The sequence below is a fragment of the Nonomuraea diastatica genome, from assembly GCF_004349015.1.
GTDB lineage: Bacteria > Actinomycetota > Actinomycetes > Streptosporangiales > Streptosporangiaceae > Nonomuraea > Nonomuraea diastatica.
Map to the genome: position 1 here is coordinate 1 of NZ_SMKP01000021.1, position 12,148 is coordinate 12,148.

Consider the following 12,148-nt stretch of genomic DNA (forward strand, 5'->3'; position numbering starts at 1 on the left):
CGCCAGGACGGGGGCCGGGATGGGGGCCCAGATGAGCGGCGGTATGAGTGACGGCATGGGCGACGTCGTCGTCGCGGTCGCCACCGGCCACACGCCCCGGCACCGGCGCCTGCTCGACCTGCTGCTGCGCGCCCTGGGGGAGGGGCGCGGGCTGCCCTACCGGGAGCGGGTGCGCATTCTTGACGAGCTGGTCCGTACGGTGGCGGTCAGGTCGCCGGCGCTGCACCAGGCGCTGGGGGCGATGTGGGCCGAGGACGGCGACGGCCACGCCGAGCTGCGCCCGTTGCTGCGTGCCGTGCTCGCCGACCCGGTGGACCGGATGGGCGCCTGGAACGCGCTGGTGAAGGCCGGCGTCCCCGAGATGGCCCTCTGGGAGATCCAGCAGAATACGCCCTGAGCGAGCCGGCGGGCGCCCGCACCCCGGCGAGCGCCGCGTGCGGGGTCTCGGCCCGCCCGGTATCCGGGGTACCGCGTGCGCCGTACCCTGGATACCGCGGCCGGCGTATCGCGCGGTGCGCGGGCGGCGCACTACCGTGCAAGGATGCGGACGATTGCCCTGGTGTGCGGGCTCACGGCGGCCGTCTTCTTCTCGACGATCATGGCGTACGGCAACCAGCCGGAGGCCCGGCCGCTCGACCTGCTCGGCTACGCGCTGCTCGTCGCGGCGTCGATCGGGCCGGCCTGGCGTCAGACGCGGCCCGAGGTGGCGCTGGCGGTGAGCGCCGGGGCGGCGGCCGGGCTCTTCACGCTCGGGTACGCGCTCGCGTTGTGGCCGGTGCCGGCGCTGATCGCGCTCTTCTCGGTCATCGCCGACGGCCGCCGGATGTCCGGCTACGCGGGCTCGGCGTTCCTCGTGGCGGTGCCTGGGGTGGCGGCGGTCATGGGAGGCGAGTTGTCCGTCACGATCGCGGTCGGCGTCTGGGCGTCGTTCGTGCTGCTCGTGGTCCAGCCGGCGGAGGTGTCGCGGGCGCGGCGCGACTACACCGCGGAGGTGGAACGGCGGGCCGCCGAGGCCGAGCGGACCCGGGAGGAGGAGGCGCTGCGGCGGGCGCAGGAGGAGCGGCTGCGGGTGGCCAGGGAGCTGCACGATGTCACGTCGCACACGGTGTCGGTGATCGCGCTGCACGCCGCCGTCGCCGCCGAGGCCGTGGAACGCGCCGGTGGCCCGGCCGAGGCCGCCGCCGCCCTCCAGGTCATCCGCAGCTCCAGCCAGCAGGCGATGGGGGAGATGAAAGCCATCCTCGGCGTCCTGCGTCCGTGCCCCGCCGAACCCCTCGATCCCGCCCGCCTGCCTGGCGCCCTCACCGCGCCTCCGGCCCCGGACCCCGGGAATCCCGCGGGCGGTTCCCGCGACGCCGGCGACTCCGGCGAGCGCGCGCGGGGTTCCCGCGGGTCGGGCGGCGACGGACGTCCGGCCGGGGGCTCCGGTGAACCGGGGGCCCCGCAGGCCGCGCCCGGCGAGCGGGTGCGTTCCGTGTCCGGGGTGGCCGAGGCCCGGAGTCCGAGGCAGCCGCTGCCCGGCTCGGCGCAGTTGCCCCGGCTGGTGCGAACGGCCGGTCTGCCGGTGACCCTCGACATCGAGGGGGAGCGGCGACCGCTGCCACCCGCCGCCGACCTGACCGTTTACCGTGTCGTACAGGAAGCGCTGACCAACACCATGCGGCACGCCAACGCCACCAGCGCGACCGTGACGCTGACCTACGAAAGGGGAGGCGTGACCGTTCAGGTGGACGACGACGGCGGCGGGAGCCGGGCGCCACGCGGGCACGGCCTCACCGGCATGGCCGAGCGGGTCGCCGTCGTGGGCGGCCGGCTCACCACCGGCGACGGCCCCACCGGCGGATTCCGCGTCACCGCGCGGTTGCCCGCGTGATCGCGATCCTGCTCGCGGACGACCAGCCGCTCGTCCGGGCCGGCCTGCGGGCGCTGCTCGACACCGAGGATGACATGACCGTGGTCGGCGAGGCCGCCGACGGCGCCGAGGCGGTGCGGCTCGCGCGACGTGTCCAGCCCGATGTGGTGCTGATGGACATCCGGATGCCGGAGCTCGACGGCCTCCAGGCCACCCGCGCCCTGGCCGCCACCGGCGTGCGCGTCGTCGTGGTCACCACGTTCGACCTCGACGAGTACGTCTATGAGGCGCTCAGGTCCGGGGCCAGCGGATTCCTGGTCAAGGACGCCGAGCCGGGCGAGATCCGGCACGCGGTGCGGGTGGCCGCCCGGGGAGACGCGCTGCTGTCACCGGGGGTCACGCGGCGGCTGATCGAGGAGTTCACCACGCGGCGGCCCGCCGAGCTGGACACCGACCCGCTGGTACCGCTGACCGGGCGCGAGCGTGAGGTGCTGGCCAGGGTCGCCAGAGGGCTCACCAACGCCCAGATCGCCGAGCAGCTCGTCATGAGCCCGCTCACCGTCAAGACCCATGTCAACCGCATGATGACGAAGCTGGCGGTGCATGACCGGGCCCAGCTCGTCGTCATCGCCTACGAAACCGGTCTGGTCCGTCCCGGCGACTCCGCCTGAGGCCCCTCCTCCGGGTACGGCAGCGGAGCCGGCCGCGTCCGAGGCCGCGACCGCGAAAGACGCAGTGGGCTACCGCGAGAGGTGTAGCGGCCGACCGCGTCCGGGGGACGACGGGCGGTGCCCGCGCTTCCTACGGTCGCCGCATGATCCGCTTCTGCATCCACCACCGACGGCTCGTCGTCGCGCTCTGGCTGGCCTTGGCCGCCGCACTCATCGCGGCCGCCGCCACCTGGCCGGCCACGGCGGACGACGACTTCACCCTTCCGGGCTCGGAAAGCCAACTGGCCGCCGAGCTGCTCGGCCCGGCCGCGGAGGAGTCGCCGGGCGCGCTGGTCGTCTCCGCCCCGTCCGGGATCGAGGCCGCCGGGACGCGCCAGGCCGTGGCCGCCCTCGTCGACCGCATGAACGCCGTCCCCGGCGTACGCGTCTCCCTGGACGCCCAGCGGTTGTCAGCGGACGGGACGATCGCCTCCATCCCCATCGACCACCCGGGCCTGGCCGCCGTCCCGGAGCTCAAAGGGCTGCGCGACGCCTTCCAGGCCAACGGCGTGACCGTGGAGCTGGCGGGAGACGACTTCGCCGACTTCACACCCGGCGGCCTGACCGAGGGCGTCGGCCTGCTCGCCGCCGCGATCGTGCTGCTGGTCGCGTTCCGTTCGCTGATCGCCACCGTGCTCCCGCTGGTCATCGGCGTGGCCGGGGTGGCGTGCGGCGTCGCGCTGCTCACCGTGCTCGGCACCTTCGTCGACACCCCCGGCTTCGCCGTCTACCTCACGATCATGCTGGGGCTCGGCGTCGGCATCGACTACGCGCTGCTGATCGTCACCCGGTTCCGCACAGGGCTGGACGAAGGGCTCGACGTGCTGGACGGCGTCACGCGGGCCATGCGCACGGCGGGCAGGTCCGTGTTGTTCGCCGGGCTGATCGTGATCGTGACCGGCTCCGGCATCCTGTTCCTCGGCCCGTCGCTCGGCGGCGGGATCGCGCTGGCCAGCGGTTGTGGCGTGCTCATGGTGATGCTGGCCTCGCTCACCCTGCTGCCGGCCCTGCTGAGCATGATCGGCACGCGGATCGACCGGTTCGCGATGCCCCGCCGCGAAGGCGGCCCGCCTGTGGCGTACCGGTGGAGCCGGGTCGTCCAGCGCAGGCCGTGGCTGACGGGGATGGTGGCGCTGCTGGCGCTGACCGTGCTCGCCCTGCCCGCCACGCAGTTGCGGGTCGGCTGGTCCGACGCGGGCAACCGGCCCGGGAGCGATACCACGCGCCGGGCCCACGACCTGCTCGCCCAGGGGTTCGGGCCGGGGGCGGCGGCGCCGCTGATCCTGGCCGTCCGGGACACCGTACGGGCGCCGCTCGACGACGTGGTCCGGCGGGCGGCCGCCACGCCCGGCGTCGCGCAGGCCTTCCCCTCGGGGGAGCGCGCGGCGATCGTGGTGCCCTCGACCGGCCCGCAGGACGAGCGGACCACGGGCCTCATCCACCGCCTGCGCTCCGGCCTGCCGGAGCCGGTGCTCGTCACCGGGTCCACCGCCGCCGCCATCGACTACGCCCGCCATTCGGCCGATCGCCTGCCGTGGATGGCCGGGGCGGTGCTGCTGGCCGCGTTCGTGCTGCTCGCCGGGGTGTTCAGGAGCCTGGTCCTGCCGCTGAAGGCGATCGCGGTGAACCTGCTGTCCATCGGCGCCGCCTACGGCGTGGTCGTGGCCGTCTTCCAGCAGGACGTGCTCGGCCTGGGCGGCGCCGGGCCGATCGACGCGTGGGTGCCGACGATGTTGTTCGTCATCACGTTCGGGTTGTCCATGGACTACGAGGTGTTCCTGCTGTCCCGGGTCCAGGAGGAGTACCTCAAGGACGGCGACAACAGCCGGGCGGTCGCCTCCGGGCTGGCCGCGACCGCCCGGGTCATTACCGCGACGGCTACGATCATGTTCTGTGTGTTCGCCGCTTTCGGCGCGTTCGATGATCGCGCGCTGAGCGTGATGGGCGTCGGGCTGGCCGCTGCGGTGCTGGTCGACGCCACGGTGGTCCGCCTGGTGCTGGTGCCCGCCGCCATGGAAGTGCTCGGCGCGCGCAATTGGTGGTTTCCTACCCTGACCTTTCAGAGGCTGACATCCAGGGAAAAAGTTACGTAATATCCACACATCACGAGCGTTGGGGGCGCCAGGGTGCCAGGACAGAACGTGGGTGTGGTCGTCGATCCGGGAGTATCCCCGGAGGTCGCCGGGTTGTTGCGCGCGAACGCCCCCCTGCTGTCCAGGATCAGGGCAGGCTGGGTGCCCCCCGCCGCTCCGGCGGCGCCGCGCCACCGGAGCGCCTCCGCCGCGCTGCTGCTGGCCGCCACGCCTGCCGTGATCGCGTGCATGGCCGTCCTGCTGGCCTCACCGCTCGCGCCCGCCGGGTTCATGCTGCTGGGCACGTACGTCTTCATCGTCCTCGTCAAGATCGCCTCGATGGGCGAGGTGGCGGAGGACGACCGGCCGCACGAGCGCGGCGTGTACGAGCAGGCCCGCTGGCACGACGGCCGCTACCTGCTGCCCGAGGACTTCGACGAGGAGGCCGGGCAGGTGCTGGCCAGGGCGCAGCGGGCCATCGGGTCCGTGCTGCGCTCCCACGTCAACGCCGAAGGTCTCCTCGACGACGCGCGCAACGCCGTGATGTTGCCCGCGCAGGAGTGGGAGATCGCCCGGCTGCTGGCCAAGCTGTCGGCGCTCCGCCTGGAGCACAGGGAACTGCTGTCCAGGGGCATCGCGCCTGAGGTCGCCGCGGTGATCGAGCCGCTCGAACGGGCGCTGGCCGGCAGTGAGGCGGCCGTGGTCGCCCGCGTGGAGGCACTGGAACGGTACGCCGCCCACGTCGCCGACGCCGAGCGCGCCTACCACGCCCGCGGCCAGATCGAGGAGCTGCGCGCCCGGCTGCCGAAGTACGAGGAGCTGCTGGCGGAGTCGGGCGCCGACGCGCTGGCCGTACCCGAGATCGAGCGGCTGGCCGAGGACGCCGACGTTCTGGAGCGCACGCTCCGGCGCAGCGTGCGCTCCGCGCACGAGGCCTTCCGCTACCTGGAAAGCTGACAGTCGGACAGACCGGGACATAGGATCAGTTACGTGGCCGGACGTCATGCGAAGGTGATAGTCGATCCGGCGGTGCCTGACGACGTCGCGGCCCTCTTACGCGACAACCGCAAGCTTCTCGTCCGCATCCACGCGGGCTGGGTGCCCACGCACAAGGGTCATCGGCCCATGGCGGGCATCGTGGCGAGGCTGGCGGCCACCGTGACGGCCGTCGCGGCCGCCGTGTACGGGCTGACGTTGTTCGTCGCCGAGCAGTACACGGCCTTCGTGGTGATCATGACAGGGGCGGCGCTGCTGACCGTCAGCGTCCTGCTCAGGCCCAGGCCCGACGCCGAGGTGGAACGCCGGCACGCTCTGGAGCGCGACGTCTACGACCACGCCGGCGGATACGAGGGCCGCTTCGTGCTCCGCGAGCACCTCGACGATGCCGCGAGGCCGCTCTTGAGCCGCGCTCAGGCGGCGATCGACCAGGTCATGAGCTCCAGCGTGAACGCCGAGGGGCTGCTCGACGACGTGCGCAACGGCGTGATGTTGCCCGCGCAGGAGTGGGAGATCGCCCGGCTGCTGGCCAAGCTCTCGGCGCTGCGCGCCGAGCATCAGGAGGTCGTCGCGGAGGGCGTCACCCCCGAGGTGGCCGCCGTGGCGGGGCCCCTCGCCGAGGCGCTCGACAGCAGCCAGCGGGCGGTGCTGGCCCGCGTGGAGGCGCTGGAGCGGTACGCCGGCCACGTGGCCGACGCCGAGCGCGCCTACCGTGCCAGGCACCAGATCGAGCGGTTGAGCGCCCGGCTGCCCCGCTACGAGGAGCTGCTCGCCGAGTCGGGCGCCGACGGGTCGGCCGTGCCGGAGCTGAGCCGATTGTCGGACGACGCCGACCGCCTTGAGCAGGCGTTACGCAACAGTGTCAGCTCCGCGCACGAGGCATTTCGCCACCTCAAGGGCTGATTTCCCCTAGGATCCGGTTTTGTGGCGGATGTGGTGGTAGACCCCGGGGTGCCGCCCGATGACGCTCAGCTGCTCAGGCAGAGCCGGCTGGTGCTGATGAAGATGCGCCAGGGCTGGGCGCCCGAATCGCGGCGGGCCGCGTCGAGCGCGCGATACCGCATGGCCGCCGGCTTCGGCACGGTGGCGCTCTTCGGGCTGGTCCTGGGCGTCGGCGGCCTGGGCAGGGGCCTCGGCATCCTCATGCTCCTGCTGATGCTCATCCCCGTCATGGTCGTCCTGTTCGTCAGGAACGACCTGACCGAAGAGGACGAGGACGCGTACGAACGGCAGATCTACGAGCAGCTGCGCTGGTACGAAGGCCGCTACGTGCTGACCGACGACCTCGACGAGTCGTCCAGGCGGCTGCTCACCCGCGCCCAGCGGGCCATCGCCACCGTGACCGGCTCCCGGGTCAACGCCGAGGGCATGCTCGACGACGTGCGCAATGCCGTGATGTTGCCCGCGCAGGAGTGGGAGATCGCCCGGCTGCTGGCCAAGCTGTCCGCGTTGCGCACCAAGCACAGGGAGACCGTCTCGCAGGGGCTCACGCCCGAGGTGGAGGCCGTGGCCAGGCCGCTGGCCGGGGCGCTCGACAGCAGCGAGGCGGCGGTGCTGGCCCGCGTGGAGGCGCTGGAACGGTACGCCGCCAACGTCACCGAGGCCGAGCGCGCGTACGTGGCCCACGAGCAGATCGAGGAACTGCGCGGCCGGGTGCACCAGTATGAGGAGCTCGTGGCCGAGACCGGGGCCGACGGGTTCGCCGTTCCCGAGCTCGAACGGCTGGCGCGCGACGCCGACCGGCTGGAGCAGGCGCTCAGGCGGAGCGTGAGCTCCGCCCACGAGGCCTTCCGCTATCTCGAACCCTGACCCGCGGCCTCCAGCAGCACGTCGCACAGGGCGTCGGCCGCGTCCACGCGGCCGAGCCCGGCCGCCGCCTGCCCCATCGCCTGCCGCAGCTCGGGGTCGGCCAGCAGCGGCATCAGCTCGGCCAGCAACTGGTCGGCCGCCGGACGCGGCTCCAGCAGCGCCCTGGCCGCGCCGGCCGAGGCCAGGTAGCCCGCGTTCTTGCGCTGCTCGTCACCGCCGGTCGGGATCAGCGGGACCAGCACGGACGGCTTGCCGATGGCCGTCAGCTCCGAGACCGTGCCCGCGCCGCTGCGCGAGATCACCACGTCGGCGGCGGCGAACAGGTCGGCCAGCTCCTCTCCCACGTAGGGCACCGGGTGGTAGCGCTCGGCCAGCTCGCCGGGCAGCGTGATGGCCCGCATCTGGTCGATCCAGGCGGGCCCGCACTGGTGCACGATCTGCGCGTGCGGCAGCAACCGCGGCAGCACCTCGGCGATAAGGGTGTTGATCTGCTTGCTGCCCTGCGCCCCGCCCGTCACGTAGATCAGCGGCACCTCGAACGTCAGCCCGAACAGGTCGTAGGCCGCCGCCCGGTTGCCCTGCAGCAGCTCCGGCCGGATCGGATTGCCCGTCACCACGGCCTTCTTCCTGGCCGCCGCGGGCAGGTATTCCAGCGACGACTCGTGCGACAGTGCGATCCTGGTCGCCAGCCTGGACAGGATCCGGTTCGCCAGCCCGACCACGGTCGTCTGCTCGTGCATCACCAGCGGGCGGCGGATCAGCTTGGCCGCCACGCCGATGGGGACCGCCACGTAACCCCCGGTCGACAGCACCACGTCGGGCAGGTAGCGGGCCGCGTGCCCCACCGCCTGGAACAGCCCGACCGGGATACGGAACACGTCGGCGATGTTCGTGCCCAGCTCCTTGAGGTTGGGGCGGCGGCGCAGCTTGCCCGTCGTGATCGCCTTGAACGGGATGCCGTGCTCGGCGGTGATCCTGGCCTCGAGACCGTTGGCCGTGCCCACCCAGAGCACGTCGTGCGGCACCTGACGTCGCTGAACGGCCGACAGGGTCGTCAGGGCCGGATAGGTGTGACCACCGGTGCCGCCGCCGGTGATCAACAGTCGCAGGGTTCGTGACATGCGATCAGACTAGAGCCGCGCAGCGGAAACCCGTGTGCCCCGAAGCGGAGTCAGGAGTGTTGGAGGTGCGGGCGGCGACACGATAGCGGTTGCAGTAGGAGTCGTGGCACATGTACGACCCGCCGCGGATCACCTTGGCGCCGCCCTCGGCCGGCCCCGTGGGGTTGTCGGCGAAGTCCTCCCACGTCGTGCCCCACCAGTCGGCCGTCCACTCCCACACGTTGCCCGAGACGTTGTAGAGGCCGTAGCCGTTGGGGTGGAACGACTTGACGGGCATCGTCCCCTTGCTCGGCGCGGTCGGAAACCGGCCCTGCCAGATGTTGCACCGCTGCCGGCCCTTGGGCGCCAGCTCGTCGCCCCACGGGTACTTCTTGCGCTCCAGCCCGCCGCGGGCGGCCATCTCCCACTCCGCCTCGGTGGGCAGCCGCTTGCCCGCCCAGGTGGCGTAGGCGGTGGCGTCGTTCCACGACACGTGCACCACGGGATGGTTCTGCCGGTCGCCGATCGACGAGCCGGGGCCCTCCGGCGAGCGCCACGTGGCCCCCTCGACCCCGGCCCACCAGGGCGCGCCCGGCACGGAGGCGTCCATCACCCCACCCGTGGCGAACGGGTGGAACACGAACGACCAGCCGATCCGCTCGGTCTCGGTGACGTAGCCGGTCTCCTTGACGAACGTGGCGAACTGCGCGTTCGTCACGCACGCCGGATCGATCAGGAACGGGTCGAGCCGCACTTCGCGGACCGGCCCCTCACCGTCGTCCGGCCGTCCGTCAGGGTCGTCCCCGCCCATCAGGAACGTCCCGCCGGGGATGCGCACCATGCCGCGCGGCGCCGTCCGCCGCCCGGTGATCTTCACGGGCTCCTGAACCGGCCCAGAGGTGGCGTTTCTGCTCGGGCCGCAGCAAGCGTTCACAGATCCCCCCAAGGTGTCGTGACACCATGGAAGGGTAGTGCCTGCGGCATGCCCATCACGACGCGGCCGCCCCACGCCACGGTCACCCCAGGCGACGGCTGTCCTCCTCCCCTCACGCCCGGCCGCGCCGGGCTCCCTGTCGTCGTCGAAGCCGCAGGACTGTAGCGTTTCACCATGCGACTCGGCGTGCTGGACATCGGCTCGAACACCGTCCACTTACTCGTCGTCGACGCCCACCGCGGCGCCCGGCCCATGCCGGCCTACTCCCACAAGGTCGAGCTGCGCCTGTCCGAGCATCTCGGCGACGACAACCGGCTGGCCGGCAAGGGCGTCGAGCGGCTGGGCGCCTTCGTGGAGGAGGCCGTCGCCCTCGCCGAGGACAAGGGGGTGGAGGACCTCGTGGCCTTCGCCACCTCCGCCGTGCGCGAGGCCTCCAACGGCGAGCAGGTGCTCGCCGAGATCGACCAGCGCTGCGGGGTGGACATCACCGTGTTGTCCGGGCGCGACGAGGCCAGGCTGACGTTCCTGGCCGTACGGCGGTGGTTCGGGTGGTCGTCGGGGCGGCTGCTGGCCTTCGACATAGGGGGCGGCTCGCTGGAGATCGCCGCCGGGGTCGACGAGGAGCCCGACGTGGCCGTGTCGCTGCCGCTGGGCGCGGGGCGGCTGACGCGCGACTGGTTCACCGGCGACCCGCCGTCCGCCGACGAGGTGCGCAAGCTGCGCAAGCACGTACGCGCCGAGATAGCCCGCACCGTCGGCGACATCGTCAGATACGGCGGGGCCGACCGCGCGGTGGCCACGTCCAAGACCTTCAAGCAGCTCGCCAGGATCGCCGGCGCGGCGCCCTCCAGCGAGGGCCCCTACGTCGCGCGCTCGCTGTCGCGGGAGGACATGGCCGACTGGGCGGCCAAGCTGACCACCATGGAGGCCGCCGAGCGGGCCCAGCTGTCCGGCGTGTCCGAGGGCCGGGCGGCGCAGCTGGCGGCGGGCGCGCTGGTCGCCGACGCGGCCATGGACCTGTTCGAGGTGGAGCGGCTCGACGTGTGCCCGTGGGCGTTGCGCGAGGGCGTCATCCTGCGCCGCCTCGACCTCCTGCCCGGCCGCCTCGACCAGGCGAACGGTGTGGCCGAGTAAGCTCGTTATATCCCCAGGATCTGGTATAGACCGCTGGTGGACGGGCATCGTCTGCCAAATGGTGGAAGTGCTCGGCGCGATCGGTGCCCTGGCGGTCGTCGTCCTCCTCATCGTCATGGCCGTGCTGCTCATCGCGGTGACCGCCATGGTCACCTTCGTGACGATGGCGGCCGTGATGATCGACTGGCGCACTGCGCGGAGACGGCTGAGCCGCCGGGAGAGACGGCTGGAGCTGAAGCTGAGCGGCAGCGCCGTGCCGGCGCGGCGGCGGGCCGAGCTGAGCGGGAGCACGCCCCGGGTGCGCCGGCGGTTGCGCCTCGGCGGCCACCGGCCCGCGGAGCGCGGGTCCGCCGGCGGCCACCCCCACCGTGTACGCCTCCGCGACCACCGGCCCGCGGAGCGGCCCAGCAAGATCTAGGTGGTCATGAGGTGTGTGCCGGCCGCGCCCGGCGCGTACCGCAGGCGCTTCTCCAGGCACACCATGGCCCCGTCCTCGTGTTCGTTGGTGAAGCGGATGTCGTCGGCGAGGGCCCGCATGATCTGCAGCCCGCGTCCGTGCTCGGAGGCCGGCCCGTGGTCGACGATCTTGCGCGGGTCGAAACCGCCTCCGTGGTCGACCACCTGGATGACACACCGCTCGTCGTCGACGATGGCGTAGACGCGGTAGTCGTCGCTGGGCGCCGCGTGTTTGACCACGTTGGAACACGCTTCGGTGAGCATGAGCTCGATGTCGTCGCGGACGTGCGGGTCAACGCCGAGCGAGCGCAGCGTGCCGTCCAGCATCTCCCTGATCAGCGGGACGCTCGCCGCATCGCGGGGCAGTCGAAGCGCTATCGTGGTCTCCACCGCGCCTCCTCCCGGATCGATGCGTGTGGTCCTTCTGCCCCGGATCTCGCGCCCCAATCGTCCCTTCAGAGCGGACAGGGCGGAACGGTCACGGCTCGATGAGCCGCATGGCCACCTCGATGGTGGCCTTGTGGATCTCCTCCTCCGACAGCTCGCTTTCGAGGGCCAGCCACTTGCCCGCGTGCAGCCCGAACAGCGCCAGCGAGTGGCTGATGCGCTCGACGGGCGTCGCCTCGGGCCCGCTCATCTCGTGCGGCAGCTCCATCATCCGCTCACGGATCTTGATGAGCGTCGGATGGTCGCGCAGCGCCGTCTGGTTGCGCTCGAGAAACCTCGCCACGCCGCGGTGCCGGGTGCGCCGCAGGTACTCGGCGTAACGCTCGACCAGCTCCCGGCGCATCTGCGGGGTCTTGGGCCGGCTGCGCGCCCACGCGAGCAGCTCTTCGATGTCGGCCAGCCGGAGATCGACCAGGCTGGCCACGATGTCGTCCTTGGTCTTGAAGTGGTAGTAGAGCGCGGCCTTCGTCACCCCGAGCTCCTCGGCGATCTCCCGCAGGGAGGTCGCCTCGTAGCCCTGCTCGGTGAAGAGCCTGAGCGCGATCTCCTGGATCCGGGTTCGCGTGTCTTCCCGCACTTCGCACCTATTTCGACTTGACGGCCGACAAGTAAGTATCTAGCTTATTCTACGCTTGCCG

The 12,148-nt window shown here is 72.2% G+C and carries 13 protein-coding genes; 9 read left to right on the top strand and 4 right to left on the bottom strand.

Annotated features, from left to right (window positions below):
* The 7 genes from E1294_RS09960 to E1294_RS09990 all read left to right on the top strand — a co-directional run.
* Positions 1–397 (top strand): hypothetical protein (locus E1294_RS09960; RefSeq protein ID WP_220447651.1); only part of this gene is annotated, 397 nt, incomplete at its 5' end.
* Between the two features lie 144 nt (positions 398–541).
* Positions 542–1,873, top strand: coding sequence for a sensor histidine kinase (locus E1294_RS57100; RefSeq protein ID WP_132507079.1), 1,332 nt, complete (start codon positions 542–544; stop codon positions 1,871–1,873).
* Positions 1,870–2,523, top strand: coding sequence for a response regulator transcription factor (locus tag E1294_RS09970; RefSeq protein WP_132507081.1), 654 nt, complete (start codon positions 1,870–1,872; stop codon positions 2,521–2,523). Before E1294_RS57100 ends, E1294_RS09970 begins: the two co-directional genes overlap by 4 nt.
* 143 nt (positions 2,524–2,666) lie before the next feature.
* Positions 2,667–4,655: an MMPL family transporter gene (locus tag E1294_RS09975; protein ID WP_132507083.1), complete on the top strand. Its 1,989-nt coding sequence runs from the start codon at positions 2,667–2,669 to the stop codon at positions 4,653–4,655.
* Positions 4,656–4,703: 48 nt separating this feature from the next.
* A complete protein-coding gene (locus tag E1294_RS09980; RefSeq protein ID WP_165977203.1) occupies positions 4,704–5,591 on the top strand; it encodes a hypothetical protein in 888 nt (295 codons plus the stop codon).
* Between the two features lie 33 nt (positions 5,592–5,624).
* The gene (locus E1294_RS09985) at positions 5,625–6,533 is read left to right on the top strand and encodes a hypothetical protein (RefSeq protein ID WP_246082913.1); all 909 of its coding nucleotides are present in this window, start codon (positions 5,625–5,627) and stop codon (positions 6,531–6,533) included.
* A 21-nt stretch (positions 6,534–6,554) separates the two neighbouring features.
* The gene (locus tag E1294_RS09990; protein ID WP_246082914.1) at positions 6,555–7,439 is read left to right on the top strand and encodes a hypothetical protein; all 885 of its coding nucleotides are present in this window, start codon (positions 6,555–6,557) and stop codon (positions 7,437–7,439) included.
* Here E1294_RS09990 and E1294_RS09995 read toward each other — a convergent pair.
* Entirely contained in the window at positions 7,424–8,560 is a 1,137-nt protein-coding gene (locus E1294_RS09995) for a UDP-N-acetylglucosamine--N-acetylmuramyl-(pentapeptide) pyrophosphoryl-undecaprenol N-acetylglucosamine transferase (protein ID WP_132507085.1), read from the bottom strand. The genes E1294_RS09990 and E1294_RS09995 overlap by 16 nt on opposite strands.
* A 4-nt stretch (positions 8,561–8,564) precedes the next feature.
* On the bottom strand, positions 8,565–9,380 hold the full coding sequence (locus tag E1294_RS10000) for a formylglycine-generating enzyme family protein (protein WP_132507209.1): 816 nt from the start codon (positions 9,378–9,380) through the stop codon (positions 8,565–8,567).
* 267 nt (positions 9,381–9,647) lie between these two features.
* Between E1294_RS10000 and E1294_RS10005 the strand changes: the two genes are divergently transcribed.
* Together E1294_RS10005 and E1294_RS10010 are read left to right on the top strand one after the other, a co-directional pair.
* The gene (locus E1294_RS10005; protein ID WP_132507087.1) at positions 9,648–10,607 is read left to right on the top strand and encodes a Ppx/GppA family phosphatase; all 960 of its coding nucleotides are present in this window, start codon (positions 9,648–9,650) and stop codon (positions 10,605–10,607) included.
* Between the two features lie 58 nt (positions 10,608–10,665).
* Positions 10,666–11,025 (top strand): hypothetical protein, encoded by a 360-nt coding sequence (locus E1294_RS10010; protein ID WP_132507089.1) that lies wholly within the window; start codon positions 10,666–10,668, stop codon positions 11,023–11,025.
* On the opposite strand, the gene E1294_RS10015 is transcribed toward E1294_RS10010, so the two are convergent.
* Positions 11,022–11,453, bottom strand: coding sequence for an ATP-binding protein (locus E1294_RS10015; RefSeq protein ID WP_132507091.1), 432 nt, complete (start codon positions 11,451–11,453; stop codon positions 11,022–11,024). The genes E1294_RS10010 and E1294_RS10015 overlap by 4 nt on opposite strands.
* Positions 11,454–11,541: 88 nt before the next feature.
* Entirely contained in the window at positions 11,542–12,087 is a 546-nt protein-coding gene (locus tag E1294_RS57105) for a TetR/AcrR family transcriptional regulator (protein WP_132507093.1), read from the bottom strand.
* Positions 12,088–12,148 lie beyond the last annotated feature (61 nt).

Excerpts from the sequence above, each read along its gene's own strand:
- E1294_RS09995 (WP_132507085.1), bottom strand. The coding sequence starts at position 8,560 with ATGTCACGAACCCTGCGACTGTTGATCACCGGCGGCGGCACCGGTGGT.
- E1294_RS10005 (WP_132507087.1), top strand. The coding sequence starts at position 9,648 with ATGCGACTCGGCGTGCTGGACATCGGCTCGAACACCGTCCACTTACTC.
- E1294_RS57100 (WP_132507079.1), top strand. The coding sequence starts at position 542 with ATGCGGACGATTGCCCTGGTGTGCGGGCTCACGGCGGCCGTCTTCTTC.
- E1294_RS10010 (WP_132507089.1), top strand. The coding sequence starts at position 10,666 with ATGGTGGAAGTGCTCGGCGCGATCGGTGCCCTGGCGGTCGTCGTCCTC.
- E1294_RS10000 (WP_132507209.1), bottom strand. The coding sequence starts at position 9,380 with ATGGTGCGCATCCCCGGCGGGACGTTCCTGATGGGCGGGGACGACCCT.
- E1294_RS09975 (WP_132507083.1), top strand. The coding sequence starts at position 2,667 with ATGATCCGCTTCTGCATCCACCACCGACGGCTCGTCGTCGCGCTCTGG.